The sequence below is a fragment of the Halomonas korlensis genome (assembly GCF_900116705.1).
Classification (GTDB): Bacteria; Pseudomonadota; Gammaproteobacteria; order Pseudomonadales; family Halomonadaceae; genus Halomonas; species Halomonas korlensis.
Genome location: NZ_FPBP01000007.1, coordinates 150,010 through 175,838, shown reverse-complemented (window position 1 = coordinate 175,838; position 25,829 = coordinate 150,010). Strand labels below are relative to the sequence as shown.

The 25,829-nt window shown below is 64.8% G+C and carries 28 protein-coding genes; 14 read left to right on the top strand and 14 right to left on the bottom strand.

Annotated features, from left to right (window positions below):
- Window positions 1-361: 361 nt before the first annotated feature.
- From yejK to BM341_RS11205, 6 genes are all read right to left on the bottom strand, one after another.
- Window positions 362-1,378 carry a nucleoid-associated protein YejK gene (gene yejK, locus BM341_RS11230; protein ID WP_089795945.1) on the bottom strand — a complete coding sequence of 339 codons (1,017 nt, stop codon included), beginning with the start codon at window positions 1,376-1,378 and terminating at the stop codon, window positions 362-364.
- Window positions 1,379-1,388: 10 nt separating this feature from the next.
- Window positions 1,389-2,150, bottom strand: a complete 762-nt coding sequence (locus tag BM341_RS11225; RefSeq protein ID WP_089795943.1) for an ABC transporter permease — start codon at window positions 2,148-2,150, stop codon at window positions 1,389-1,391.
- Complete coding sequence (locus BM341_RS11220; protein WP_089795941.1) at window positions 2,147-3,070, bottom strand: ABC transporter ATP-binding protein; 924 nt, start codon at window positions 3,068-3,070, stop codon at window positions 2,147-2,149. Before BM341_RS11220 ends, BM341_RS11225 begins: the two co-directional genes overlap by 4 nt.
- Before the next feature lie 7 nt (window positions 3,071-3,077).
- A complete protein-coding gene (locus BM341_RS11215) occupies window positions 3,078-3,284 on the bottom strand; it encodes a DUF6494 family protein (protein WP_089795939.1) in 207 nt (68 codons plus the stop codon).
- Window positions 3,285-3,416: 132 nt separating this feature from the next.
- Entirely contained in the window at window positions 3,417-3,695 is a 279-nt protein-coding gene (locus tag BM341_RS11210) for a peptidylprolyl isomerase (protein ID WP_089795937.1), read from the bottom strand.
- A gap of 207 nt (window positions 3,696-3,902) precedes the next feature.
- Window positions 3,903-5,273, bottom strand: coding sequence for a cation:proton antiporter (locus tag BM341_RS11205; protein ID WP_089795935.1), 1,371 nt, complete (start codon window positions 5,271-5,273; stop codon window positions 3,903-3,905).
- 200 nt (window positions 5,274-5,473) lie between these two features.
- On the opposite strand from BM341_RS11205, the gene BM341_RS11200 reads away from it, so the two are divergent.
- Window positions 5,474-5,953 carry a PRC-barrel domain-containing protein gene (locus BM341_RS11200; RefSeq protein WP_175507851.1) on the top strand — a complete coding sequence of 160 codons (480 nt, stop codon included), beginning with the start codon at window positions 5,474-5,476 and terminating at the stop codon, window positions 5,951-5,953.
- Between the two features lie 12 nt (window positions 5,954-5,965).
- Here BM341_RS11200 and BM341_RS11195 read toward each other — a convergent pair whose 3' ends face one another.
- Both BM341_RS11195 and BM341_RS11190 read right to left on the bottom strand, forming a co-directional pair.
- On the bottom strand, window positions 5,966-6,247 hold the full coding sequence (locus BM341_RS11195) for a DUF503 domain-containing protein (RefSeq protein WP_089795931.1): 282 nt from the start codon (window positions 6,245-6,247) through the stop codon (window positions 5,966-5,968).
- A gap of 78 nt (window positions 6,248-6,325) precedes the next feature.
- Complete coding sequence (locus BM341_RS11190; protein WP_089795929.1) at window positions 6,326-6,733, bottom strand: gamma-glutamylcyclotransferase family protein; 408 nt, start codon at window positions 6,731-6,733, stop codon at window positions 6,326-6,328.
- Window positions 6,734-6,821: 88 nt separating this feature from the next.
- Between BM341_RS11190 and BM341_RS11185 the strand changes: the two genes are divergently transcribed.
- Window positions 6,822-7,298, top strand: coding sequence for a GFA family protein (locus tag BM341_RS11185; RefSeq protein ID WP_089795927.1), 477 nt, complete (start codon window positions 6,822-6,824; stop codon window positions 7,296-7,298).
- Complete coding sequence (locus BM341_RS11180) at window positions 7,295-8,494, top strand: methyltransferase (RefSeq protein ID WP_245784257.1); 1,200 nt, start codon at window positions 7,295-7,297, stop codon at window positions 8,492-8,494. The genes BM341_RS11185 and BM341_RS11180 overlap by 4 nt, the downstream gene beginning before the upstream one ends.
- Window positions 8,495-8,513: 19 nt before the next feature.
- Here BM341_RS11180 and BM341_RS11175 read toward each other — a convergent pair whose 3' ends face one another.
- From BM341_RS11175 to BM341_RS11155, 6 genes are all read right to left on the bottom strand, one after another.
- Window positions 8,514-9,635: an extracellular solute-binding protein gene (locus tag BM341_RS11175; RefSeq protein ID WP_089795926.1), complete on the bottom strand. Its 1,122-nt coding sequence runs from the start codon at window positions 9,633-9,635 to the stop codon at window positions 8,514-8,516.
- Window positions 9,622-10,986 (bottom strand): chloride channel protein, encoded by a 1,365-nt coding sequence (locus tag BM341_RS11170; RefSeq protein WP_245784256.1) that lies wholly within the window; start codon window positions 10,984-10,986, stop codon window positions 9,622-9,624. Before BM341_RS11170 ends, BM341_RS11175 begins: the two co-directional genes overlap by 14 nt.
- Window positions 10,901-11,254, bottom strand: coding sequence for a hypothetical protein (locus BM341_RS19540; protein ID WP_245784255.1), 354 nt, complete (start codon window positions 11,252-11,254; stop codon window positions 10,901-10,903). Before BM341_RS19540 ends, BM341_RS11170 begins: the two co-directional genes overlap by 86 nt.
- Window positions 11,255-11,478: 224 nt before the next feature.
- The gene (locus tag BM341_RS11165) at window positions 11,479-11,886 is read right to left on the bottom strand and encodes a glutaredoxin family protein (protein WP_089795924.1); all 408 of its coding nucleotides are present in this window, start codon (window positions 11,884-11,886) and stop codon (window positions 11,479-11,481) included.
- A 78-nt stretch (window positions 11,887-11,964) separates the two neighbouring features.
- Window positions 11,965-13,938 carry a M1 family metallopeptidase gene (locus tag BM341_RS11160; protein WP_089795922.1) on the bottom strand — a complete coding sequence of 658 codons (1,974 nt, stop codon included), beginning with the start codon at window positions 13,936-13,938 and terminating at the stop codon, window positions 11,965-11,967.
- Window positions 13,935-15,089, bottom strand: coding sequence for a ChaN family lipoprotein (locus BM341_RS11155; protein ID WP_089795920.1), 1,155 nt, complete (start codon window positions 15,087-15,089; stop codon window positions 13,935-13,937). The genes BM341_RS11160 and BM341_RS11155 overlap by 4 nt, the downstream gene beginning before the upstream one ends.
- Before the next feature lie 165 nt (window positions 15,090-15,254).
- Here BM341_RS11155 and BM341_RS11150 point away from each other — a divergent pair, with 165 nt between their 5' ends.
- The 11 genes from BM341_RS11150 to BM341_RS11100 all read left to right on the top strand — a co-directional run bounded on the left by BM341_RS11150 (window position 15,255) and on the right by BM341_RS11100 (window position 25,806).
- Window positions 15,255-15,629: a hypothetical protein gene (locus BM341_RS11150; protein ID WP_089795918.1), complete on the top strand. Its 375-nt coding sequence runs from the start codon at window positions 15,255-15,257 to the stop codon at window positions 15,627-15,629.
- Window positions 15,626-16,765, top strand: a complete 1,140-nt coding sequence (locus BM341_RS11145) for a heparan-alpha-glucosaminide N-acetyltransferase domain-containing protein (RefSeq protein WP_425431993.1) — start codon at window positions 15,626-15,628, stop codon at window positions 16,763-16,765. Before BM341_RS11150 ends, BM341_RS11145 begins: the two co-directional genes overlap by 4 nt.
- Before the next feature lie 229 nt (window positions 16,766-16,994).
- Entirely contained in the window at window positions 16,995-18,071 is a 1,077-nt protein-coding gene (locus BM341_RS11140; protein ID WP_089795917.1) for a TRAP transporter substrate-binding protein, read from the top strand.
- A 91-nt stretch (window positions 18,072-18,162) separates the two neighbouring features.
- Window positions 18,163-18,765, top strand: coding sequence for a TRAP transporter small permease (locus BM341_RS11135; RefSeq protein ID WP_089795915.1), 603 nt, complete (start codon window positions 18,163-18,165; stop codon window positions 18,763-18,765).
- Between the two features lies 1 nt (window position 18,766).
- On the top strand, window positions 18,767-20,050 hold the full coding sequence (locus tag BM341_RS11130; RefSeq protein WP_089795913.1) for a TRAP transporter large permease: 1,284 nt from the start codon (window positions 18,767-18,769) through the stop codon (window positions 20,048-20,050).
- Between the two features lie 8 nt (window positions 20,051-20,058).
- On the top strand, window positions 20,059-20,589 hold the full coding sequence (locus BM341_RS11125) for a gluconokinase (protein WP_245784254.1): 531 nt from the start codon (window positions 20,059-20,061) through the stop codon (window positions 20,587-20,589).
- 77 nt (window positions 20,590-20,666) lie between these two features.
- Complete coding sequence (gntR, locus tag BM341_RS11120) at window positions 20,667-21,662, top strand: gluconate operon transcriptional repressor GntR (protein ID WP_089795911.1); 996 nt, start codon at window positions 20,667-20,669, stop codon at window positions 21,660-21,662.
- 220 nt (window positions 21,663-21,882) lie between these two features.
- Window positions 21,883-22,860: a metal ABC transporter solute-binding protein, Zn/Mn family gene (locus tag BM341_RS11115; protein ID WP_089795909.1), complete on the top strand. Its 978-nt coding sequence runs from the start codon at window positions 21,883-21,885 to the stop codon at window positions 22,858-22,860.
- Complete coding sequence (locus BM341_RS11110; protein WP_089795907.1) at window positions 22,857-23,660, top strand: metal ABC transporter ATP-binding protein; 804 nt, start codon at window positions 22,857-22,859, stop codon at window positions 23,658-23,660. The genes BM341_RS11115 and BM341_RS11110 overlap by 4 nt, the downstream gene beginning before the upstream one ends.
- On the top strand, window positions 23,657-24,871 hold the full coding sequence (locus BM341_RS11105; protein ID WP_089795905.1) for a metal ABC transporter permease: 1,215 nt from the start codon (window positions 23,657-23,659) through the stop codon (window positions 24,869-24,871). The genes BM341_RS11110 and BM341_RS11105 overlap by 4 nt, the downstream gene beginning before the upstream one ends.
- Window positions 24,868-25,806 carry a metal ABC transporter permease gene (locus tag BM341_RS11100; RefSeq protein WP_089795903.1) on the top strand — a complete coding sequence of 313 codons (939 nt, stop codon included), beginning with the start codon at window positions 24,868-24,870 and terminating at the stop codon, window positions 25,804-25,806. The genes BM341_RS11105 and BM341_RS11100 overlap by 4 nt, the downstream gene beginning before the upstream one ends.
- Window positions 25,807-25,829 lie beyond the last annotated feature (23 nt).

Below are 25,829 nucleotides of genomic sequence, written 5' to 3'. Positions count from 1 at the left end.
TCCCTTCCTTAAGGGTCGGCGCACCATGGGGACGCCAATGGCGCGCGCTTTCCCTTCAGCCCGCGTTTTTTTGATTTTTTTGGTTTTTCTGGTTTTTCTGGTTTTTATGATGACGTGTAGCCGTTCCCCTGCGTAAGGAAAGGCAGACGCGAGGGTAACTATGGTCGCGAAAAGCCGTTCGTGCCAGTCATTCAGAATGATGCCCATGACAGCCTACGTTGGCTGTAAGAGATCGCTTACCGAAGGAGTATGAGAGGTGCGCTAGGAGCATCTCAGCCTTTATTATGCTGGCTGCTTAATTTGTATATTCGAATAAATAACTTGGCTTTCTTAGCACTTCCTTGACCATCAACGGGGCGTTTCAGTTGCGCTGGCGGCGTTTCAACTGCTCACGAAGCTGCTTGGGCACTTGCTTGATGATCAACCGGTCCTGGGTGTCGTCGTACTCGATACTCGAGCCCAGCAGGTGAGAATCGAAACTGATCGATACACCACCGGCACGGCCGGCGAAACGCCGGAACTGGGTCAGGGTACGCTTGTCGGGCGGAATCTCCGCGGACAAACCGTAGTCGGCGTTGCGGATATGCTCGAAGAAGGCCTTGGGCTGTTGCTCGTCGAGGACCTCCGAGAGTGCCTCGAGAGTGATCGGCTCGCCACGGCGCGCCTGGTCGCTGGCATAGTCGATCAGCGCCTCGGTCTTCTCGCGGCTCTGCTCCTCGGGCAGGTCCTCCTGTTCGACAAAGTCGCTGAAGGCCCTGAGCAAGGTGCGTGTTTCACCGGTGGCATCGATGCCTTCTTCCGCCCCCAGCAGTTCGGCGAGCCCTTCCGCGAGCTTGCGGCCGCCACGATCATGGGTCCAGGAGAGGTATTGCCGTGACGGCGAATCGCTGCGCCATTGCCCGAGATTGATCCTTGCCGCGAGGCTCATCTGAGTCAGGTTGAGCTGGCGCACCGGGGCGATGGCCATATCCTCGGCGACGCCGAATCCTTCGCGCTCGTGAAGCAGGGCGACGAGTAAATGCTCGGCGTCGCCCTGTCGGGCATGGGCGATCAACAGATGGCCGGACACCGAAAGATGAGCGTCCACCAGCGTGGTGAGGCGTTCGGCGATCTGCCGGCTCAAGGCGAGAAAGTCGCGGCTGCCGTCCAGGTAGGCAGCGAGCTCGGCGGGGAAGGGCGAGGTCGTCCGGCCCTCCGGTGTCGTATCGGCGAAGCGACCCCAGCTTTTCTGCTTGGCATGGTAGGCATCGTTGAGACGCGCGAGCAGGTCATCGAGGACCGCCGACCCGGGCAGTTCGGTCTCGGCTGCGACCAGCGTTAACGGCTGGTCGCCGGCCCCTTTTTCGAGGCGATGGGCGACGCAGTGCAGAATCGGCATGGAGGCTCCTTCAAGGCTTCAGACGGTAACCACTCTTGAAGATCCAGCTCAACACCGCCAGTGCCACGCTCAGAAACAGCAGGATCATCAGCAGGCTGACCAGCGGGCTGACATCACTGATGCCGTAGAAACTCCAGCGAAAGCCGCTGACCAGGTAGACCACCGGGTTGGCCAACGTCACCGTCTGCCAGAAGGGTGGCAGCATGTCGATGGAATAAAAGGTGCCGCCCAGGAAAGTCAACGGGGTGATCACCAGCAACGGCACCAACTGCAGCTTCTCGAACCCGTCGGCCCAGATGCCGATGATGAAGCCGAGCAGGCTGAACGTGACTGCCGTCAGCACCAGGAAAACCAGCATCATCAAGGGATGTTCGATGGAGTAGGGGACGAAGAGTCTCGCCGTGAGCAGTACGATGAGGCCGAGCAACATTGACTTGCTGGCGGCAGCGCCCACGTAGCCGATAACGACTTCCACGTAGGACATGGGCGCCGAGAGTATCTCGTAGACCGAGCCCGAGAAACGCGGGAAGAAGATGCCAAAGGAGGCGTTGGACACGCTCTGTGTCAGCAGCATCAGCATGATCAGGCCCGGCACGATGAAGGCCCCGTAACTCACGCCATCGACCTCGCTGATGCGCGTGCCGATCGCGGCGCCGAATACCACGAAGTAGAGCGACGTGGAGATCACCGGCGAGATGACACTTTGTAACAGGGTGCGCAGGCTGCGGGCCATTTCAGCGAGATAGAGGGTCTTGACGGATTGCAGGTTCATGCGCGCTCCTGAACCAGACTGACGAAGATATCTTCCAGTGAACTCTGACGGGTATGCAGGTCCTTGACTCGCAGACCCACTGCCTCGAGGTCGGCCAGCAGCCCCGAGATGCTCGAACTCTCTTCCTGGCTGGCGGCATTATAGCTGTAGACCAACGCATGGCCCTCGTCAGTGAGGGCCAGCCCGTGACCGGTCAGCGCGGTAGGCACCGCATCCAGCGGTTCGTGCAGATGCAGGGTCAGCTCCTTGTTGCCGAGCTTACGCATCAGTGCATGCTTGTTTTCTACCAGCACGATCTCACCCCGGCGAATCACGCCGATGCGGTCGGCCATCTCCTCGGCCTCCTCGATGTAGTGCGTGGTGAGGATGATGGTCACGCCCTGGTCGCGCAGCTGGCGCACGACCTCCCACATTTCGCGGCGCAGCGCCACATCGACCCCCGCGGTGGGTTCATCAAGAAACAGCACCTGGGGCTCATGGGCCAGCGCCTTGGCGATCAGCACGCGTCGCTTCATGCCGCCGGAGAGTTGCAGCAGGCGGTTATCACGCTTCTCCCAGAGGGTGAGTGAGCGCAGCACCCGCTCGATATGCGCCGGGTCCTTGGGCTTGCCGAACAGGCCGCGGCTGAAGCTGACCGTATCCCATACCGTGGTGAAGGCCTCACTGGTCAGTTCCTGGGGCACCAGGCCGATCAGCGCGCGCGCCTTGCGGTACTCGCGCAGATTGTCGTAACCATCAACCGTCACGCGCCCGGCGCTGGGATTGACCAGGCCGCAAATCACGCTGATCAGGGTAGTCTTGCCTGCCCCATTGGGGCCGAGCAGGGCGAAGATCTCGCCGCGGCGGATCTCCAGATCAACATCGACAAGCGCCTGGAAGCCGCCGCGAAAGGTCTTCGACAGGCCCTCCACGCGAATCATCGGTGTTTCACTCAAGGGTGATGTCTCCCTCGAATTCAAGATCGAGTTCCAGGCCGGCGACGTGCACCCTGACCGTGGCCGGCAGCGATTCGTCGCCTTTAAGGCGACCGTCGGCCAGGGCGTCTTTCACGGCCTGCTCGATGGCTTGCTGAGAATTCACACCAACGTTCTTGAGTAGCTTGCGGATGCTGTGGTTGAAGGTATCGTCATTCATCGGGACATCCTCGGGAAGTGGGAAAACCACCCATCATGTTAACGCGGAGCGGTCTTCGAGACACAGTCGGACAACGACCAACGCCGCGCCGGCTGCCCGGTCACGGCGTTGCCTGTCGGCGCAGGTGAAAGCTTACTTGCGGTCGGTGACTTCCAGCAGGTGATAGCCGAACTGGGTCTTCACCGGGCCATGAACCTTGTTCAGTTCGCCCGAAAACACCACTTCATCGAATTCGCGGACCATCTGGCCCGGACCGAAGCTACCCAGATTGCCACCCTGCTTGCCGGAGGGGCAGGAGGAATTCTCGCGTGCGACCTCGGCGAAGTCGCGACCACCCTCGATCTCGGTCTTGAGTTGCTGACACTTCGCTTCGCTGTCCACCAGAATGTGACGTGCACTTGCCTGAGCCATATCGCTCTCCCGAAGGGTGGGTAAAATACTGCCTTGAAGGGAAGCAAGGATAGCATGCGTGGGCCCGGCTGGGTCCCGACGCGACGATGGATCGCCGCTATGGGGTTGATTGTCGAATAGCGAGTCGGGCAACGAGCCGTGGGAGAGCGGGCCTGAAACGCTCCGCCGTCACCGCTTGTCAGCCGCAGCGAAGGCGAGAGGGCACGCCTAGAAACCATGTTGTCGAGCCTTGCGACGCGCATAGAGCTTCATCAATGGCGTGACGGAAATGCCATGCACCACGATCGACACGGTTACCACGGTCAGCGTCAGGGAAATGAGCTCTTCTGCCATCGAATCCGGCACGCCTTGATTGATGGCATACATCAAGTAATAAATCGAGCCGATGCCGCGAATCCCGAACCAGGAAATCAGCAGACGTTGGTCATTCGATACCCTCGCGCCAAGGATCCCGAACCAGACCGAGAGGGGGCGTGCCACCAGTAACAACAGCAGCACCAGCCAGATGGCCTTGGCGTGCAGATGGCTATACCAGAGCATGGCGCCAACCAGCAGGACGACCACCATTTCGGCAATGCGCTCCATCTGTTCGATAAATCCCGCGCCACTACCTTCATGCACCCAGCGATGGGATGGACCGGCGGCCAGGTCGGCGGCCAGGGCAGCAGTCAGACCGGCGGGGTGTTCGGTAGTGAGTTCGGTGGTGCGTTCGGTGGATAGTCCAGTAGTGAAGCCGGCCTGTCCGTCCGGCGGTGGCGTCACGCCAGCGTCTCGGCGCTCCATTCGCTGGAGCGCCAGGGCGGCGGCGAATACGGAGAGAAAGCCGTTGGTATGACTCAAGACGGCAAAACCGTAGGCAAGCGCAATGAGCCCGAGTGCGAGGAATTCGTCCAGCCCGACCTCAGCCCTGTAGCGGTGGCGCAGGAAGGTCACCAGCCTGCCGATGGCGGTCCCGGTAATGGCGCCGATCACCAGACCCCCGATGAGGGCCCAAAGCACGTCGACTACCAGCCAACGCCAACCGAAAATTCCCAGATCGTGAAGGCCCAGCAGACCCAGCCCGAGCATCGCGAAGGGGAAGGCGGCACCATCGTTCAGCCCGCCCTCACCGGTCAGGCTGAAACGCAGGCGATCACGATCATCGGTGCCCTGTACCTGAACGCGCGAGGCCAGCACCGGGTCGGTAGGCGCCAGAATCGCCCCGAGCAGCACCGCCGCGCCGAGCGAAAGGCCCAGCACGGCAATGCCAATGGCGGCGGTCAGCAGCACGGTGATCGTCATCGAGACGAGGGCGAGACAGATCGGCAGTCGCCAGCGCTTGTCCTTCAAGGGGATACTGAGCTTCAGGCCGATGGAGAACAGCGAAATCAGCACCGCCACTTCGGCGACTCTTTCCAGCGTGACGGTATAGACCAGCGGGTCGGGCGATAGGATGGCCCATCCGGCAGGACCCAGCCCGTATCCTACCGCCAGGTAAAGCATCGAGGTACTCAGCAGAAGCCGCGTCAGTGATGCCTTGGAGAGGGATACCCAGATCAGTAAGGCGCCGATAAGCAGCAACCAGTAAACGAACGGCATATCGGGTTGCCTCAGGTAGGGATGCGGTTTTCAGGGGGGGATCCGCTTGACGTATGCATTGTTGCAAGCCGAGAGGCGAAGTGAAAAATGCGCCGTGATGCATTAGGTTACGGCTGAATATAGCATCATTGCGTACCCGCACCAGGCCCGCCATTCGACCTTCCCTATCATTCTCATTTGCCACTTTTATGGAACGCGCCATGCCAACGCTCGCCTCGCTGTTCATCTCGACACTTGTGCTTTCCACGTCGCTATGGGGTGCTGCCCCGAGTGCCGCCCAGGACCCGAACCAGAATCACGACAATCAGCACACGAATGCTGGAAAGGAGTCGGCCCTGCAACAGGACGCACCAATCGAGACGGATGCCTACCTCACCGCAAAACCTGACAATGCCTTCTATGCCGACGATCTCATCGGTAACAGCGTGATGAAGCAACGCGACGATGAGGACCAGGAGGTCGGGCCGATCAGTGATCTGGTCATCGACGAGTTCGGACAGGTCGTGGCGCTGGTCGTCGGCGCGGGCTCCGGTGGCTTCATGGGCATGGGCGTGAAGGAGGTGGCGATCCCTTGGGAGAGCATCGAACTTGCCAGGAAAGAAGGCGAGGATCGATACACTGTCTACACCGATGTCGACATCGACACCCTGAAGGAGGCACCGGAATTCGATGAGGACTGAGCCGGCGAAGCGCTACACCACCTCGCGTATGGCCTCCATGACCCGACCATCCACGGTGCGCTGAACCTTGTCCTCGATCTCGCTACAGAGGGAGCCGACCTTCTGCGATGACATGGCGGCGACCACGAAGGTCCATTCACTGGCGTCCAGCCTGTCGTGATCAGCGCTCTCGCAGACTGCCACCGCGGGGTTGCGTCCGAAGCGTTCGTGCAATCCGCCCATTCGCTGACGCTTCTCCTTGAGGGAACCGCACCCCGGGAGCGAGATTCGTAGTGTGAGTATTTCGATGTGCATGCCGCCTCCTTGCTGCCGCTTCCTTGGATAGGTCCAACACCTGCGGTGGGTCATCGAGGTAGACGCGGCCCCTGGCGTTCAGTTTCCATGAGGGGAGCCAGCGGCTGGCCAACCGCCCTCGCGGATGGCCGGGCAACCCGCAATATCGTGGTTGTAAAGGTAAAGCCAGGCGGGGCCGAAAGTGGTTGCATGGATGGCACGGTCGTAGGTGCCGCGTTTCGGCTGGCGAACCTGGTAGCCCTCCAGCCGGTCGAGATTGGTCAGCAGCCTGGCGTTGACCCTGAATACCTCGACCTCGACGCCTCGGGAGGGCTCGGGCTTGGCGCCCGGGTAGGGGCCGAGGTCGTAGAGGGTCGCCGTGGTGAGGCGGTCGCTGCCCAGAAACTCGGCCCCCTGGAGCCAATGGTGGTTGCGCAGTCCGCGCTTCAAGGTGCCATAGACGACCACCAGCGGTGTCCTGGCAATGGCAAGCGGTGGCGTGTTCACCGGTTCCTCCTCTGATGAAAAAGCTGGGGCCGACGGGGGATGGCCGCCATGACTCGGACAATACATCACTGACAAGCGAGGTGTTCCCATGTTTCTGGAAGGCTCATGTCACTGCGGCGCGGTACGTTTCAGCGTCGAGTCGCCACACCCTTATCCTTATCAGCGCTGCTACTGCTCGATCTGTCGCAAGACGGCGGGTGGTGGCGGCTACGCGATCAATCTGGGCGGCCTGGCCGAGACGCTAGAGGTGTCGGGCGCCGAACACAAGAGTATTTATCATGCAGTGATCGACGGGCAGCAAAGTCCCGGCGAGCGACATTTCTGCTCGCGCTGCGCCAGCGCGCTCTGGGTCTACGACCCACGCTGGCCGGCGCTGGTGCATCCCTTCGCCTCGGCCATCGACACGCCGCTGCCGGTCCCGCCGGAACGGGTCCATCTCCTGCTGGACAGCAAGGCCAACTGGGTGGATGTCGATGCCCGCGAAGACGATAAATGTTTCGCCGTCTATCCCGAGGAGAGCCTCGCAGAGTGGCATGAGCGGCTCGGCTTGACGGCCGCTAAGTGATTCTCGACACACCGACACGCTTTGCCCGCCTGACGGCGTTGCTGGCCGAGTGGCAGGCGCTTTGGCGGCCACTACCATTCATGCATCGCGGGCTGCCCTGGCCGGCGCCCTTTCATTCGCTGGAGCGCCGGCTGCTGGCGTTGGAGGATGCCGAGTGCGAGCGGCTGCAGGCTGCGCCTTTCATCGATTCGCCGCTTTCCGACTGGTTGCCGGTGATGCTCCTTGCCGAGCTGGTGGCGCTGGACGAAATGCCCGGTGACAAGCAAGGACTCCCCGCCAGTTGGGCTGCGCATATCGGCGGGCGCAAATGGCAGCAGATCGAGGCCTTTGTACCGCGGGTGACGCTGCGCCCGGAGCAACACCTGGTGGAGTGGTGCGCCGGCAAGGGACACCTGGCGAGAACCTTGGCGCGCCGGCACGAGATGAACGTCACGGCCCTGGAATGGCAGGCCGGGCTGTGCGACGCAGGGACCCGGCTAGCCGAGCGGCAAGGGGCGGCGGTGCGCCTGGTGCATCAGGACGTGATGGCCGCCGGGGCAGGTGAGTGGTTGTCGTCGACCACTCACGTCGCCGCACTTCATGCCTGTGGCGACTTGCATCGACGCCTGATCGAGCTATCCGCCGAGCACGGCAGTGCCCTCACGTTGGCGCCATGTTGTTACCACCGCACCGTGGCCGAGCGCTATCGACCGCTTTCACGACGGGGGAGGCAACTCGCCGAGACGCATGGATTGGTACTCGAGCGCGAGGATCTGGCCATGGCCGTCCAGGAGACCGTTACCGCGCCACGCCACGTTCGCCAGCACCGTGAGGCAGCCAACGCCTGGCGGCTGGGCTTCGATGCGCTGCAGCGTGACGTGCGAGACATCGATACCTATCTGCCGGTGCCAAGTCTCGCCTACGGACAGTTGCCCGAGACGTTCGCGGGCTTCTGTCACTGGGCCGCCTGCCAGAAGGGCCTCGTGTTGCCGACGAGCGTCGATTGGCGCGTATATGAGCAGGCTGGGCGACGGCGCCAGGCACAAGTGGCGCGCCTGGAACTGGTGCGCCAGCTGTTTCGCCGCCCGCTGGAAATCTGGTTGGTGCTGGACAGGGCGCTCCGACTCGAGGAGGCGGGCTTCACGGTCGAACTCGGGACCTTCTGTCCACGCGAGCTGACCCCGCGCAACCTGCTGCTGCGGGCCTCGCGGGCCTAGCTTACAGGGCGGGGCAGCGTCATTGCGCCTCCCGCGTCGCCAGCCAGGCCTCGAAGTAATCACGCATGCGACCCAGGGTGCGCGCATACCAGACTTCGTCCTTGGCCAGAGCGCGTTCGGCATTCAGCGGATGAGTAGGGATGTGCAGGCGCATGTCCACGCCGCTGTCGGGGTGGGTCGTGACGCGTACCGCCGCCGAGCGACGCGCCGGGCCGTAGGGGATGTGCCGTGACAGGTCGGCGAGGCGCTCGGTGGTGGTGGCGAAGCGCAGAAAGTCGCGGGCCGCCTCGGGGTGCGGCGCACCGCGGGGGATCGCCCAGGTCTCGTGCTCCTGGACCTGACCGTCCCAGAGGATCTCGATGGGCGCCCCACGGTTGACCATGGCATCGAAGAAGCGGCCGTTGTAACCCGAGGCCATCGCCACCTCGCCCTCGGCCAGCAGTTGCGGCGGGGTGTCGCCGGCTTCCCACCAGTGGATCTCCTCCAGTTTGTCGAGGCGCGCCAGCGCCAGGTCCAGGCCGCGCCGGGTGCTCAGCAGTCCATAGAGCTCCTCGTGGGGCACGCGATAGGAGAGCAGCGCCCATTCCAGGTTGACCGCCGGGGTGCGCTGCAGCGCCCGGGGCCCAGGGAAGCGCTGCTGGTCGAAGAGATCCTCGATGCTGTCGGGGCGCGTGCCAGGGAAGGCGTCGCGGCGGTAGGCGACCACGGTGGCGAAGATGCTGTGGGTAATGGCGCAACGCCCGAAGCTGTCCGGCAGGAAGTCCTCTTCCGGCGGCGTGCCGTCCGGGGCGGGCGCCAGCAGCGCGGGCGAGAGCGGCTCGAGCAGCCCCTCCGCGCAGGCGGCCATGGCCTCGCTGCGGGTCATGTCAATCAGGTCCCAGGACACCTCATCCTCGGCCACGGCACGACGCAGCCCCTCGAGCCCCCCGTCGTACTGCGCCACCTCGATGGGCGTGCCGGTGGCGGCGGTATAGGGGGAAAAGAGGGCAGCCTGCTGGGCGCGCTCGTAGGCTCCGCCCCAGCTCAGCACGGTGAGGGTGTCGTCGTCCGCCCGGCCGGGCACGGCCGCGAACAGTGCCAGCCCCAATAGCGCCAACCTCGGTGCGCTCGCCAGCCGCTGGTTGCATTCATCCCGTGCCATGTTCCTCCCGGCTCAGTTCGTCGCTGTGCGCCAGGTAGGCGCGGGCGATACTCGACTCGAAGACCACGCCTCGAAAGGCATCATCCGCGGCGGGGTCGACCACCGGCAGGGCCTCTCCGGTGACGTCCTGCAGTTCGGCCATGGCGTCCCACAGCGAGGTATCCGGCTGCAGTACCGGTCGCGCCAGGGTCGCCACCTCGTCGACTCGCGCCGGCCCTGCCGTCGACTCCCGCGCGGCTTCCAGGTCGGCCAGGCTCACGCAGCCCCGGTAGCGCCCCCGCTCATCGACCAGGTAGCCCTCGCCATGCCGGGCCCGGCACAGGGTGGTGACTGCTTCGGCCACCGGGGTCTGCGGGTGCAGGGTCACGCAGTCGTCGGTCAGGTGCTCGGCCACCGGGGTGGTGCGCAGCACGGCGCGTCCGCGCCCGGCGGAGAGGTCCAGGCCGCGGCGTTCGAGCTGGATATCGAACAGCGAGCGGCCGAAGAGCTGGGCGGCGATGGGGCTGGCCAGGGTCACGCTGGCCAGGGCGGCGGTGGTCAGCGCATAGCTGCCGGTCAGTTCGAAGACGATCAGCAGGCTGGTCAGGGGGGCGCCGATCACCGGGGAGGTCACCGCCACCATGCCGCACACGGCATAGAACACGAAGGTCTCCTGGGGCGCGCCGCTGAGCTGGCCGACCAGGCTCCCGCACAGGGCGCCGAACAGGGTGCCGATGACCAGCGCCGGGCTGAACACCCCGCCGCTGAAGCCCATGCCCAGGCAGAGTCCCGTGGCGGCGATCTTGAGCACCAGCACCAGCAGCAGCTCGGCGCTGCCGAAAGCGCCGGCGATGGTGGCGAAGCGCAGGGTCTCCTGGCCCATGCCGAGGATGTCGGGCACCCAAAGGGCGGTGAGGCCCAGCAGCGCACCGGCCAGGGCCGGACGTAGCGACGGCGCGAGCGTCAGGGTGCCGGCCAGGCGCGTGACCCCGAGGATGGCGTGCATGTAGGCGCCGGCGACCAGCGCCCCCAGGCCGCCGATGGCCAGGAACGCCACGAACTCCCAGGGGCGGGGCACGGCGGTGTCGACGACGTGGAAGAGGGCGCCGCGCTCGAGCACATTGGTGGCGATCACGTAGCCGACCAGCGCCGCCGCGGCCACCGGCGCGAAGGCGCGCAGCGCGTAGTGGCGCAGCACCACCTCGTGGGCGAAGACGATGCCCGCCAGGGGGGCGTTGAAGGCGGTGGCGATGGCCGCGGCCACCCCGCAGGCGATGGTGATGTTGTCATCGGAGCGCCCCAGACGCAGCAGCTGGGCGCCCAGCGAGCCCAGGGTAGCGCCCAGGTGCACCAGGGGGCCGTACTGTCCCACCGAGGCCCCGGAGCCCAGCGAGACCAGGGCGCTCAGCGCCGAGAGCCCCCCCGGCCCGGGGCGGCAGCCGCCCCCGGCGGGTCTGCACCGCGGCGATCACATCGGCCGGGGCATGGGGGCGCTGCTCGGGGATGGCCAGGTGCAGCAGGCCGACCACCAGACCGCCCAGCGCCGGCACCGCGACGGTGGCGACCAGCAACAGGCCGGGGTGGTCGAACATCATGTGGCTGCGCGGCGAGATCAGCAGCAGATCATTGAGGGCACTCACCGCGCTGACGAAGCCCACGGCGAGGAGGGCGGCGACGGCGCCGACGAGGGCCCCCAGCAGCACCAGGCCCAGGAAGCGGACCACGGCCAGGGGACCACGGCCGGAAGCGGGGCGTACCGGAAGGGAGTCCATCTTCAAGGTGTAGGTGGCCCGCCTGCACAGGGCAAGTGCCGCCGCCCACCGTCAGCCGGCCGAGGCCTGTGCGCCCCCGTGAGCGCGGCGGGTCAGGCGGCCTGGGCCTCGGCCTCGCCGAAGCGACGGTGCAGCCAGGCGTTGATGTCGTCGGACTCGTAGAGCCATTCGTTCGCGCCGTCGGCGTGGGCGATCTTCAGGCAGGGCACCTTGACCCGGCCGCCGCCCTCGGCGAGCTCGCGACGGTGCTCGGGGTCGCGTTGGGCGTCGCGCAGTTCGATATTCAGGCCCAGGCGGGCGATTTCCTTGCGCACCCGGATGCAGAACGGGCAGGTACGGAACTGATAGAGCGCCAGGTCTCGGCACGCCGCGTCGACCCGGGCCTGCGCCTCGGGGCTGCGCTCGATGGCCCGGGGGGTGGAGAGCTTCTCGGAAATCAGCATGACCGGCGCCAGCACCAGGCGCAGACCGCGAAAAAAGGTACGAATCAAAATTCTCATCGGCGTGGTCAACCTCACGAACGTTGGATGGGTAAAGGGCGCCCATGATGCCTGTGCACGAGCTGTGGTGCCATCTTGTCAGCGGGGGAAGGTCGCCCGTAACGGGTTTTCCTCGACCGTCCAGGTGCCTGCCTGTCGGGTTTGGCCGTCGCGCCCTTGCACCACGTAGCTGCGTTGGCCGTGGTGGCGAAGTGAGGCGGCGAGCAGGGCCAGGGCGTCGGTATCGTCGCCGCCGAGCAGGCCGATCCGCTGGTCCGGTATCATCCAGAAGCGGGCCTGTCCGGCGGTCTCCAGCGGCTGCGGCGGCGAGGGCAGGCCGTTGGCCCGTCGCCATTCGCGAAGGGCCGTAGTGGTGCCGATTACCAGCAGCGGTGAGCCCGCGTGACCATGCAAGTCAGCGGATACTGGAAGCGCCTCGGCTTCTCGCCCCAGCACCTGTCGTGCCAGGTGGCGGTGGGCGTCGTCCAGTGCCAGCACCCGGGTGGTCGGGTCCAGCGTCAGTTGGCGCAGGATGGCTGGGGTCGGGCCAGGATGGCGCAGCAGGTCGCTGCCGGGGTCCACCTCGAGAGCCAGGGGACGCGATGCCAAGGGGACCTGAAAGACGTGGCGCAGGCTATCCATGTGTTGGTTGACGCTGACCCGACCCTCCTCGGTTTCCACCATCAGCGGCACGGCCAGCGGCCAAGGCGCATGACTGCCGCTCTGGACCAGTACGCCGCCGAGCCGAAAGCCGCCGTCGCGGGCCTCCACCCGCACCGATTCCAGGCGCAGCGAGGGGCGGCCAGGCCGGGTGAGCCAAGGGGCGATAAAGGCCTCCTGGGGCTTGCCGGCGGCCTCGCCAAAGGCCTCGATCAATACTGACCAGTCCGCTGTGCGGTGCATCCACGCCTCGGCTAGGTGGCGCAGACCGCGGTCGAAGGCCTCGTCACCGATGCGTTGGCGCAGCATATGGAAGAGCATCGCGCCGTGCTGGTAGCCGATGAGACGACCGGCCGGGTCGGAGCCGCCACGGAAAGCGGCCAGGGCGGCTTCCTGCTCGGGGGGCAGGGCAGCCAGGTCGGCCAGCCAGCGGCGGCGCATCGTCTCGGCCTCGCCCCGCTGATGGGCCAGGGCATGGTCGGCCAGGTAGGTAGTGAGGGCCTCGGCCCAGTTGCCGTTCGGGTAGTCGACACCCACTCCAGCGCCCCACCAGGCGTGCATCAGCTCGTGGGGCAGGGAGGTGTGGGGGATGAAGGGCAGCGGGATGACGCGCTCGCCGAGCAGGGTGAAGCCTGAAAAGGCGAGGCCCACCGGTTCGGGCGAGGCGGCGATGGTAAAGCTCGAATAGGGTAGCCGGCCCAGGCGTGCCTGGAAGAGCGACAGGTGCTCGGCGGTCCGCGCCAGATAGGTCTCGGCAAAGGCCTCGTCCAGGCCCTCCGGGAAGAGGGTGCGTAGCCGCACGCCCTCGACCTCGCGCTCGCGCAGTCGCCAGGGCCCTGCGGCGATCTCCACCTCGCGGGTGCGAGGGTGGTGGAAGCGGGCCAGATAATCGCCCTCGACCCGCCGCTCCTCCACCAGCGAGCCGCTGCCCACCGCGCGCTGTCCTTCCGGCACCCGGATCGTCAACGACAGCGGACCGGCCGCGTCGCCCAGGTGCGGGTACCAGCCGGCGCGGGTCGGCAGCAGGGAGCCGTCGGCGGCCATGCGATGGCGGTCGCGCTCGTCGGCTTCGGGCAGGGTGCCCCGCCAGCGAAGCGTTACCGGGGCTTCGGCGTCCGCAGCATCGACGCCTGGTGGAATCCGCCAGTGGCCCTCGGCACTTTGCGTGACCAAGAGGGCCTCGTCGCCGCGCCGGGCGGAAATCACCGTCAGGCCATCCAGCAGGTGAAAGCTTCCACCCGCCGGCAGCGCCTGGTGCAGTTCACCCTGCATCATGCGACTGGCCGGGTCGAGCTGGATGATCAGGGTGCGGGTGGCGAGGGCATCCGCCGACACGCCCCAGGCGAATTCCCCAGCCGCTAGCCAGACCAAACCGAGCAGCCGGCTCGCCAGCCGCGTGGCAGGCCGGTTCATGACGTCGGTGCCGGGAAACGCGCGAGCACCTCCTGGAGGTTGCCGTCGCGGCGGATCTCCAGCGGCAGCAGGGTGCCGGGGGGCTGGCGGCCGATCACGGCGGTGAGGTCGGCGGGAACCACCATGGGCCTGCCGGCCGCGGTAACGATGATATCGCCCTCGGCGAGGCCAGTCGTCTCGGCCACACTCCCGGGCACGATGCCCTGGACGAGTATGCCGTCCGCGTGTTCGCCGATCAGCACCCCCAGGCGCGGCGGATCAGGTGGCTGGAAGTCGGACTCGTCGCCCAGCACGTAGAGGGCATCGGCCCGCGCCTCGGGCGGCTGGCAATCGGGGCCTGGGACCCAGGGCAAGAGGCTGCGGTGGTCGTCAAGGCCCAGGTCGTCGAGCTGGTAGGGCACGCCGTCGCCGTCGGCCAGGTGGCCCTCGCCCATCAGCCCTGCCACCAGGATGCCGGCCGCAGCGGCTTCCACCAGGGCCGTGGCCATGGCCCGGTCCCAGACCAGCTGGGCCGCGATGAAGCGCTCGAGGTCCGCCGGGTCCTCGTCGCGGTCGGTATGCTCGGCATAGATCGCCGCCAGCGACGCGCGGTAGGCGGGCTGGGCCGGGGCCGGTGGCGTGATGCCGAAGCGCTGCTGCTCGGGCACCGTCTCCCAGCCCTCGCTGGCCAGGCGGCCGCGCAGCTCGGGGGTGACGTTGAGTGCCAGCAGCGGAATACGCTGCATGCGCGCGAAGTGCAGGATCGGCAGGTAGAGGTTGGGGTCGAAGCCCCAGGCGCTGCGCCAGTTGCTCTGCTCGAGGAAGGCCGCCTCGTCGAGTTCGCCGGCCACCCAGGCGTCCAGTGCCGGCTGGGCTTCGCGGGGTAGCATCTCCAGGCCGATCACCATTTCGGGGCGATGGGCATGCAGGGCAGCCAGGGTGTGAAGCTGCCAGCGGTGGTGAGCCAGCCGATCGTGCTGCTCGCCGAGCAGCACCACGTCAGTGTCGGCGAGCTCGGGCATCAGGCCGGCGGTGGTCAGCGTCTCGCCGCCGGCGACCTGCCACTGGCCGGGAGCAGGGCAGTCATCGGCCAGGGCGGCGAGCGGGGCCAGCCAGGCCAGGGCGGCCCCGAAGCAGCGGGGGATGAGGCGCAAGGAGCAGGATCGCGGCATTGGCGACTCTCGGTGGAGGGGTGTCTGCTCAGCCTACCCCGAGGTCTCGTGGGCGAAAAGTACTCTGGCGAGATACCCCTGGCGATGACGGAGCCGCGACGCTTCGGCGATACTGGCGCCGGCGTCGTTCATGGCGAATGACCATCGACCAGCAGGAGAGACGTGATGGGACTACCCCGGAGAAGCGCTGGTGGCCTGGCGGTGAAGCTGCTCGCCGGGCTGCTGCTCGTGGGGTGCGGCAGGGAGATGCCGGTCACCGAGGTGCCCCTGGCAGTGCTGGCCAACAACCCCGAGGCTCATGACTACAGCCGGGTCGCCACCCAAGGCGTGGTGCGCCACTTCGAGGATCCGCTGCACTACTGGATCGAGGACGAGGACCTCAACCGGGTCGAGATATTTCCCCACCAGCGCATCGCCCTCCACCTGGGCGAGGCCGTGCGGGTCGAAGGCCACTTCCGTTTCTCGACCCGCGAGGGACGGCGGCTGACGCTGGAAAGCGTCGAGCGGTTGGAAAGCGTTGAGCGGTTGGAGGGCGAATGATGCCGTCAGGGAGTGGAACGTGGCGGGCGATCCAGGACCGGCTGGGGGAGCATCCTTCCCTTCCGGCGGCGCAGGGGCGCATCGAGGCGATCGACCTGGCACGGGGCGTCGCCATCGCCCTGATGATCTTGAGCCATACGGTCAGCGGATTGCTGGGAATCGATCAGGTACCTGACTGGGGGATGGTACCCATCCACCTGCTCACCAAGTTTTCGTCCTCGCTGTTCATCATGGTTTTCGGTATCGCCCTGGCGGTGGCCTTCCTGCCCAGGACCGACGCGGCGGACTGGCCACAACGCCGGCTTAAATTGCTGCTGCGCGGGGTCGAGGTGTTGTTCTGGTACAAGGTGTTGACGGTGGTCGAGATGCTACCGGCGTTCCCGGTGGCGGATATCGTCGATACCTTGCTTTTCCAGCGCTCTGCCATCTGGGTCGAGATCCTGGGATTCTATGCCATTGCGCTACTGTGGCTACCCTGGGCACTGCCGCTGTGGCGACGCATGCCGCTCTGGTCGCGGCTGGTGAGCCCACTGGCCATCGCCTTGCTGGCCGGTTGGCTGGAGCGCCACTTTGACTTCTGGGGTATCGAGCCGCTCAAGGCGATCCTCGTCGAGGACGACGACCACTATACCTGGGGGCAGCTCTCGCGGCTGCCGCTGGTCATGCTGGGGCTGCTGATCGGCGAGGCGGTGTTGCGCTGCCGCGAGCGTGACGCGCTGCGCCGTCGCCTGGTGCCTGCCCTGGCCGCGGTCGGCACGGCCATGCTGCTGGGATTCGTGGCGGTCTCGTTGCCTGGGCTCGACGCGGCGCTGAGGGCGATGGCGCACAATGCCGGCAAGCATCCGCCCGAACTCGCTTTCATGCTCTTCAGCCTGGGTGGCGCCCTGGTGATCCTGGCGCTATGTCTCTTCGGCGACGCTCAGGCCGCTGCCCGTCTCAAGCCGATTGTGGTTATCGGCTCGGACGCCCTCAAGGCCTTCATCTTCCATATTGTGGTCATCTTCGGGCTGTTGCGCTGGCTACTGAAGGGCTGGCAGGTCTACAGTTATCCGCAGGTGCTGGGCGCCGGGATCTTGCTGATACCTGCCACGGCTCTCTGGATTGGGCTCACGCGCTGGATCAAGGCACGTGTCTGATAGCGTTCCTGAATGGCATTGCGCTGCCCGCATCGCGACTAATGTCTAACGTCTCGGCAGGCTTCCTGCGTTGACTTACCCTGCCTCCGGACCTAGTCTCATTTCTTAAGAGTTACCGGTAACATTGCCGGTAACGTCGATAGCCGCTGGCCGACTCGCTCGGCCTCGATCATTCGGCAGCGGTACTTCCGCGCCCAACAATGAATAATCTTCAGTGGAGTGAAACGCCATGACTCGATTTCTATTCGGTACCCTGACTTTCGCCGGTGCGGCGACGCTGGGGCTAGGCATGGCTCATGCCCAGACGCCGGACCTGTCTGACCCACCCGCCATCGATGGTGAGGTAGTGGAGGACCACGGTAGCCATACCATTCGTATGGGCATTGGCCTGGCCGAATCGTCGCCGCAGTACATTTCCAGCCAGTATTTCGCCGATATTCTCGAAGAGCGCAGCGAAGGCCGCCTGACCGTGAATATCTTCCCGAACAGCCAGTTGGGCGACGACGTGCAGATGATGGAGATGCTGCAGACCGGTACGCTCGACATGTCGTATCCGTCCTCCTCGCCGGCCACCACCTATGTGCCGGAACTTGCGGCCTTCGACCTGCCGTTCCTGCTGCCGACTCGTGAAGCGGCCGTGGCGGTCATGCAGAGCGATGTCGCCCAGAACATGCTCGATTCCTTCGATGGCACCGGCATCAAGGCGTTGGCCTTCTCCGAGAACGGCTATCGTCAGCTCTCCAACAGCGTGCGTCCGGTCGAGACCCCTGAAGACGTTGGCGGCCTCGATATGGGTGGCCTGACCATCCGTACCATGGAGAATCCGGTCCACCTGTCGATCTGGGAAACCCTCGGTGCCAACCCGACGCCGATGGCCTTCGGCGAGCTGTTCTCCGCCATGGAGCAGGGCGTGGTTGATGGCCAGGAAAACCCCTGGAGCACCATCCTGACCTCCAACTTCTACGAAGTGCAGGACTACGGTTCCGAGACCCGGCACGTGTATACCCCGTTCATCATGATGATGTCCGAGCGCACCTGGGAAAGTCTCGATCCGGCTTACCAGGAACTGGTACAGGAAGCCGCTCGCCAGTCTGCCGAGTACGAGATTCAGCTGGCCACCGAGTATGACGACTGGTCGCGCAATCAGCTCGAAGAGCGCGGCATGGAAATTACTCGCCTGAACGATGAGCAGGTTGCCGCCTTCCAGGAAGCGGTGCAGCCGGTCTACGAGGAGTGGGCGCCGCAAATTGGCGAGGAGCTGATTTCTGAAATCCAGGCCATTGCCGAAGAGACCATGTCTAACTGAGCAACCTACCTGTCATTGTTGCACTTGACAGTTGCATACGCGGCGCAGTGACAAGGGGCTTTGGCCCCTTGTCCTGTCACTGGAGTCTCCCATGTCTCAATCGACCCCTGCTTTACCCGAAGCCGATGTCTATCTCGACGATCCCAATCGCGAGCCCCTCGAGCTGGATTTTGCGGCGCGCAAGGGCCCGGCGATATTCCGTTGGCTGACGGTCGCCATGGAGCAGCTGATCGCGGTCATCCTGGTCGCACTGATCATTTCGGTATCCGCCAACGTGATCGGCCGCTCACTGCTCAACCAATCGCTGCCCTGGGCCGATGAGCTGGCACGCATGCTGTTCATCTGGCTGGTTTTCATCGGTGCCGCCGCGGCCTTCGCGCGTTTCGAGCACATTGCCGTGGATATCCTGGTGCGCAAGCTTCCGAAGCGGGGTGCCTACCTGCTCTATCTGCTCCAGCACCTGATCATCAGTGGCCTGATGGGCATCATGGTGTGGGGCGGTTATGTGGTGATGACGCGCTCCACTGGACGCTCCGCGATTCTTGGGGTGCCGTGGAACCTGATCAACCTGTCGTTGGTGCTGTGTGCGCTCTTTATCGTGGCGGTAGCACTATGGCGTGCCTGGCAGTGCGTGCGGCTGATACGCAACCCGCCTTTGACGCCTTCCTCTGATCCTGACCCCGGAGCACACTGAGATGTTGTGGATCTTCCTGGCCATTCTGTTTGTTACCATCGCCATCGGCTTGCCGATCGCCTTCGGGCTGGGTGTTGCGGCGCTGGTCATGGCGCTACTTTCAGATATACCGTTATCTATCTTGATCGAACAATCGATTCGCGGCGTCAACAGCTTCCCACTGTTGGCGATTCCGTTCTTTATTCTGGTTGGTGAGGTCATGAGCAACGGCGGTATTGCGCGCCGGCTGATGGATCTTGCTGGCGCGCTGGTCGGCTTCATGCGCGGTGGGCTGGGGCAGGTGGCGATCACCGGCTCGATGTTCTTCGGCGGCATCAGCGGCTCGGCCGTGGCCGACACCGCGGCCACCGGGGCGATGATGATTCCCTCGATGAAGGAGCAGGGCTATTCGGCACCTCACGCGACGGCCATCAATACCGTCTCGTCAGTCATCGGCATCATCATTCCGCCGTCGATCCCGCTGATCCTGTTCGGTATCGTCACCGAAACCTCGATCAGTCGGCTGTTCATCGCCGGTATCGTTCCCGGAATGCTGATCGGCTTTGCGCTGATGCTCACCACTTTCATCCTGGCCACCATTCAGCACTCCGGTCAGACCAGGAAGTTTCGCCTCGACCGTCTCTGGATCACCTTCAAGGCCGCCTGGCTGGCGCTGGTGCTGCCGGTGATCGTGATCGGCGGTATCATCGGCGGGGTGTTCACCGCCACTGAAGCGGCGGTCGCGGCGCTGCTCTATTCACTGTTCATCTCGCTGGTAATCTACCGCGAGTTTCATATCACCGAGCTGTGGGGCATGTTGGTCCGCACCGCACGGCTGACCGGCATGGTGCTGCTGTTATTGGCCTTCGCCACGGTGATCGCCTGGTTCCTGACGATCAACATGGTGCCGCAGACGCTGGTTCAGCAAGTGCAGGCGATTACCCAGGACCCCTTCTGGCTGCTGATGATCGTCGCCTTCCTGTTGCTGCTTGTAGGCTTCGTGATGGACCTGACGCCAGCGATGGTGATCATGGCGCCAATGCTGACGCCGATCGTCACTTCGGTTGGTGTCGATCCGGTCTACTTCGGCGTGCTGATGGCGTTCGTTCTGGGTATTGGCTTGCTGACGCCGCCAGTCGGCACCTGCCTGTATGTCGGCTGTGGCGTGGGCAAGGTATCGATGGAGCAACTGGTCAAGGCCATGCTGCCTTATTACGTCGCGTTGCTGGTAGTGCTGGTCATCCTGATCGCCTTCCCGGGCATCGTCACCTGGCTGCCCAACCTCACCGATGTCCGCGGCAGCTGAGGAGAGGCATGATGGTCGAGACAGGAGCAGATGAGACGCGCTCGAGCCGTATCCTGGTCATGGGTGTGTCCGGCTCGGGGAAGACTCATATCGGCCGTTTGGTAGCCGAGCGGCTCGGCGCCGAATTCATCGATGGCGATGATTACCATTCCCCGGCCAGCATCGACAAGATGGCCCGCGGCGTTCCATTGAACGACGAGGATCGCAAGGCGTGGCTCGAGACGCTGGCGAGAAAATTCGCCGAGTATCGAAAGCGGGGTGCCAGCGTGGTGATCGGCTGTTCGGCGCTGAAGCGGCGCTATCGCGACACCCTGCGCCGAGGTGACCCCTCACTGAAGATCTTGTTTCTGAGCGGTGATCGTGAGCAGTTGCATCAGCGGCTCACTTCAAGGGAGGGGCATTTCTTCAAGGGTGACAGGATGCTCGATAGTCAGCTGGCCGACCTCGAGCCACCCGGCGAGGATGAGGCGGTGGAACTGAACATCGCCTTGTCGCCCGACCGGCTAGCCGACGGTTTCGTGCAACGGCTTGCCCCTTAGGCCGTACGTTCAAGCACTACGGCCGCACATTCCGGCTGCGCACTGCTGACTATTCACTACTCAGGCTGCGAGCTGCCTTGAAAAAACGTCGCCCCACGCTCCAGGATATCGCCGACCGAGTCGGTGCCACGAAGATGACTGTGAGTCGGTGCCTGCGCAATCCCGACTCAGTGTCCGTGGGACTGCGCGAGCGTATCTTCGCGGTAGCCGAGCAGCTCGGCTATATTCCCAACCGCGCCCCGGACCTGCTGTCGAAGTCGACCAGCCGTTCCATCGGGGTGTTGGTGCCGTCGCTGACCAACCAGGTATTCGCCGATGTGCTGGTGGGGGTGGAGGCGGTCACTGAACCGGCCGGCTACCACCTGATGCTGTCCCATTACGCCTACAGCGAGGAGCTCGAAGAGCGCAGCCTGGCCTCGCTGCTGTCCTACAATGTCGATGCGGTGATTCTGTCCGACAGTCGGCACACCCCACGCAGTCGCCGCATGCTAGAAACCGCCGGCATCCCCAGTGTCGAGATCATGGATTCGCTGACGCCCCCGATCCATCACGCGGTCGGGTTCGACAATGTCGCCGCGGCCCGCGATATGGTCAGCGAGATGATCCACCGCGGTCGGCGGCGGATCATCTATCTGGCGGTGCGTCTCGATGAGCGTACCCGTCAGCGCGATCAGGGCTATCGTGAGGCCATGGAGGCGCATGGTCTGGTGCCGTTGAAGCTCCAGCGCACCCAGCGATCCTCCTACAGTGTGGGGGCCGCACTGATGGCGGAAGTGCTTGCCGAATATCCCGAGGCGGACGGGCTTTTCTGTACCAATGACGATGTCGCCGTCGGGGCCTACTTCGAATGCCTGCGGCGCGGCATTCAAGTACCGCAACGCATTGCCATTGCCGGCTTCCATGGTCATGACGTGGGGCAGGTGATGTCGCCGCGCCTGGCCAGCGTGATCACGCCTCGCGAGGCGATCGGCCGTCAGGCGGCGCAGTTGCTGTTGTCACATATTCAGGGCGAGGCGACCGAGGAGCGCATCATCGATCTGGGCTATCGTATCGAGGTGGGCGAGACGCTCTGAACGCGCCGGGTTACCTAGGACCTTGCCTGACTTCTATCATTTCTACCGAGCCCAGAGTCACTTGTGCCTGTGATATGCGCCTGCACTATGGGCAGGCTAGGCCAAGACAATTTAGCAACCATCGCCAGACAGGGTACCCTAGCGGCATTATTGGCGGCCTTCGCTGTCGTAGTCAGCCGTATGTATCGAATGCCGTATGGAATAGATAAGGAGTTGCTTCATGTCGCTAGCGGGTCGTCTTTCCGCGTCGCTTTGTCTGGTGGTGACGGGGGTCTTGGCCGCTATGCCCGTGCAGGCCGATACCTCACAACTGCAAGTGGTGGCGACTACCGGCATGATTGCCGATGTGCTGCGCGAGGTCGGCGGTGACCGGGTCGAAGTGCATGGCCTGATGGGGCCAGGGGTCGACCCGCATCTTTATCGCCAGACGCGTTCCGACGTCATCGCCATGACACGCGCCGATGCGGTGTTCTGGAACGGTCTCTATCTCGAGGCGCAGCTCGAGGAATTTCTCGAACGGCTCGGCGAGCGCAGCCCGGTGTACGCGGTGGCCGAGTCGGTTCCCCAGGAGGCGCGGCTCGCCGATGAGGCGTACGCCGACCAATCTGATCCGCATGTCTGGATGGACCCCGGCCGCTGGCGGTACGTGGTCGAGGCGATCCGTGACGCTCTGGAGGAGCTGGCACCTGACCATGCGGATATCTTCGAGGCCAATGCTCGCGATTACCTCGTGGAGCTCGAAGCGCTTGACGCCTATGCGCGTGAGGTGCTGAGCAGTGTGCCCGAGAATGCCCGGGTGCTGGTCACCGCCCATGACGCCTTCGGCTATTTCGGCGATGCTTATGATTTTGAAGTGCTCGGCATCCAGGGCTTCTCCACCGAGAGCGAGGCCGGCCTGGCGAGGATCGAGTCACTGGTCGACCTGTTGGTGACGCGGGATATCGGTGCGATTTTCGTCGAAACCTCGGTGTCGGATCGTAATATCCGGGCGCTGATCGAGGGTGCCGAGGCCAGGGACCATCAGGTGCGTATCGGGGGCGTGCTGTACTCCGACGCCATGGGACCCGTCGACAGCTATGAGGGCACCTGGCTGGGCATGATCGACCATAACGTCAGCGTGATCGCCAGGGCCTTGGGTGGCGAGGTGCCGGACGGTGGACGGCTGGGCCGCCTGAATCAACTCGAGGAGGCACCATGAGCGCTGTGGGACAGATCAGCGACGAGATCGCCGCCAGCCCCCTGGCGATCCACGGATTGACCGTCAGCTACGATCACCGACCAGTGGTGCATTCGGTGGACTTCGTGGTGCCGCCGGGCAGCATGACGGCTATCGTTGGGCCCAACGGCGCCGGCAAGTCGAGCCTGCTCAAGGCGGTGCTGGGCATCACGCGGCGGCTGACCGGCGACGTGCGCGTCTTCGGCCAACCCTTCTCCGAGATGACCCGTCACGTCGCCTATGTGCCCCAGCGCAGCAGCGTGGACTGGGACTTTCCCGCCACGGTGATCGATGTGGTGATCATGGGGTTGTTTCGTGACCTGCGCTGGTGGCAGATTACCGGTCGCCGCCAGCGCGAGCAGGCCATGGACAGCCTGGCCCGGGTCGGCATGGAAACCTTCGCCGACCGCCAGATCGGCGAGCTGTCCGGTGGCCAGCAGCAGCGCGTCTTCCTGGCCCGGGCGCTGACCCAACAGGCCGAGCTGACCATTCTCGACGAGCCCTTCGCCGGCGTGGACGCCGCCACCGAGAAGGCTATCGTCGAAGTGCTCAAGCGACTTCGCGAGCAAGGACGAACACTGCTGTGCGTGCACCACGACCTGGCGACGGTGCGCGACTACTTCGACCATGTCCTGCTGCTCAATGTGCGGCGCATCGCCGCTGGACCGGTAGAGAGTGTCTTTACGGCCGATCACCTCCAGGCGACTTACGGAGGACGACTCAACCAGATCCAGCTGGCGCGCCTGGTGGCCCCGGCGACGGTGGTCTCGGAGGACATATGATCGAGGTCTGGTGGTCCGCCCTGACGTTCACCCTGGGCTACAACACCAGCCTGGTGACGATCGGCGCCATGTTGCTCGGCGCCGGCGCCGGGATGATCGGCACCTTCGTGCTGCTGCGCAAGCGCTCGCTGGTCAGCGACGCCATCAGTCACGCGACCCTGCCGGGACTGGCGTTGGCGTTCATCGCCGCCGGGCTCGTTCAAGGCGACGGTCGCTGGCTGCCGGGGCTCCTGATGGGCGCCGCAGCGAGCGCCGCGCTGGGCCTTTGGCTGGTGCAGTTGATCAGCGCCCGTACCCGCCTGGGGGAGGACGCCGCGATCGGCGCCGTGCTCTCCACCTTCTTCTCCTTCGGGGTGGTGCTGATCACTTTCATTCAATCGATGAACGTCACCGGGCAATCCGGCCTGACCGATTACCTGGTGGGTTCGACTGCGGGCATGCTGGCCTCGGAAGCCAAGCTGATCGCGGTATGTGCCCTGGGGCTTCTGGCGGCGATCTTCGTGCTGCGTCGCGACTTTCTGATGGTCTGCTTTGATGCCCCCTTCGCCGGCACCCAGGGAGTGAGCGCCTGGCGGGTCGATCTGTTGATGCTGACGCTGTTGATGGCGGTGGTGGTAATCGGCCTCAAGGTCACTGGCCTGATCCTGATCGTGGCGCTGACCATCATTCCCCCGGTGACGGCGCGTTTTTGGACCAACCGGCCGCTGCGCATGGTCGTCCTGGCCGCGCTGCTCGGCGCGCTGTCGGCCTACCTGGGCGTCACGCTTTCCAGCATCAACGAGGGGCTGCCTACCGGCTCGTTGATCGTGCTGGCGGCGTTTGGCCTGTTCATGGTGTCATTCTTGCTGTCGCCCCAGCGCGGCGCTTTTGCCACCTTGCTGGCCCATCAGCGTTTTCGTCGCCGGGTCCACCTGCGCCAGGGCCTCTTGGCGGTGGCGCGAGACGAGCCAATCTTCGATGGCCTGACGCTGCGGCTGCTGCAACGGCGGGGCTATATACGGCGTGACGGCGTGGCCACGCCCGCGGGGCATTCCGCCGCCCGGGATGCCGAGCATGAAGAGCGGCTCTGGGCGCTGTATCGCCGGCGCTATCCCGACGATGCGCTGCATCAGGAACACTCCGGCCTGGAGCCGATCGCTCGCGTGCTGCCGCCGGACGCCATCACGGCGCTGGAAGCCCTGCTGCAGCCCAGGGCAGGGGAGCCGACATGAGCGATTTCATGATGTTCAGCCTGGTGCCGATGAGCGTGGCAGTGATCATCGGCATGACCTGCGCGCTGCTCGGCAACTTCCTGGTGCTGCGCCGCCAGAGCCTGATCGGTGACGCCATCAGTCACGTGGCCCTGCCCGGCATCGTGGTGAGTTTCCTGCTCACCGGCACGCTCGCCTCCACGGCAATGATGCTGGGCGCCGGCGTGTCGGCGTTGGTCACGGTGGTGATGATCGAACTGATACGCCGGCTTGGCCGGGTGGAAATCAGCGCCGCCATGGGCGTCACCTTTACCAGCCTGTTCGCCTTCGGCGTGCTGCTGCTCGAGTGGAGCCAGGCCAGCGGCGTGCACCTGGACGTGGAGCATGCGCTGTACGGTAACCTAGAGAGCCTGATCTGGTTCGAGGGGGTGAGCCTCGCCTCGTTGTTCGACCCGGTGGCGCTGGCCGACCTGCCGCCACAGCTCGCGCGCGTGGCCTGGGTGGGCTTGCTGGTGGTGGCCTATGTGGTGGTGTTTCGCCGCCATCTGGTGGTCGGTAGCTTCGACCCCGATTTTGCCGCCAGCGTGCGCGCCCATCCGGTGATCGTCGATCTGCTGCTGGTCACCATGGTGGCGATCGCGGCGATCGCCGCCTTCGAGGCGGTGGGGTCGATCATCGTCATCGCCATGTTCATTTGTCCGGCGGCCGCGGCGCGGCTGATGACCAATCGCCTGGGCGTGCAGATCGCCTGGAGCCAGCTCTTTGCGCTGATCTCATCGGTGCTGGGCTATCTGCTGGCCGGACACGGCCTGATCTGGCTGGGCCTGGGCTTCGATGTCTCGGTGAGCGCCGCCGGCATGATCGCGACGATATCCGGCCTGATCCTCCTGGGAGCCTGCCTGTTCGGGCCGCAACGCCAGCGCGCGGGTGCCGCGTCACTTTCACAGAGCAGTTGATAGCTCGCCCCGCGGGGCTGCTG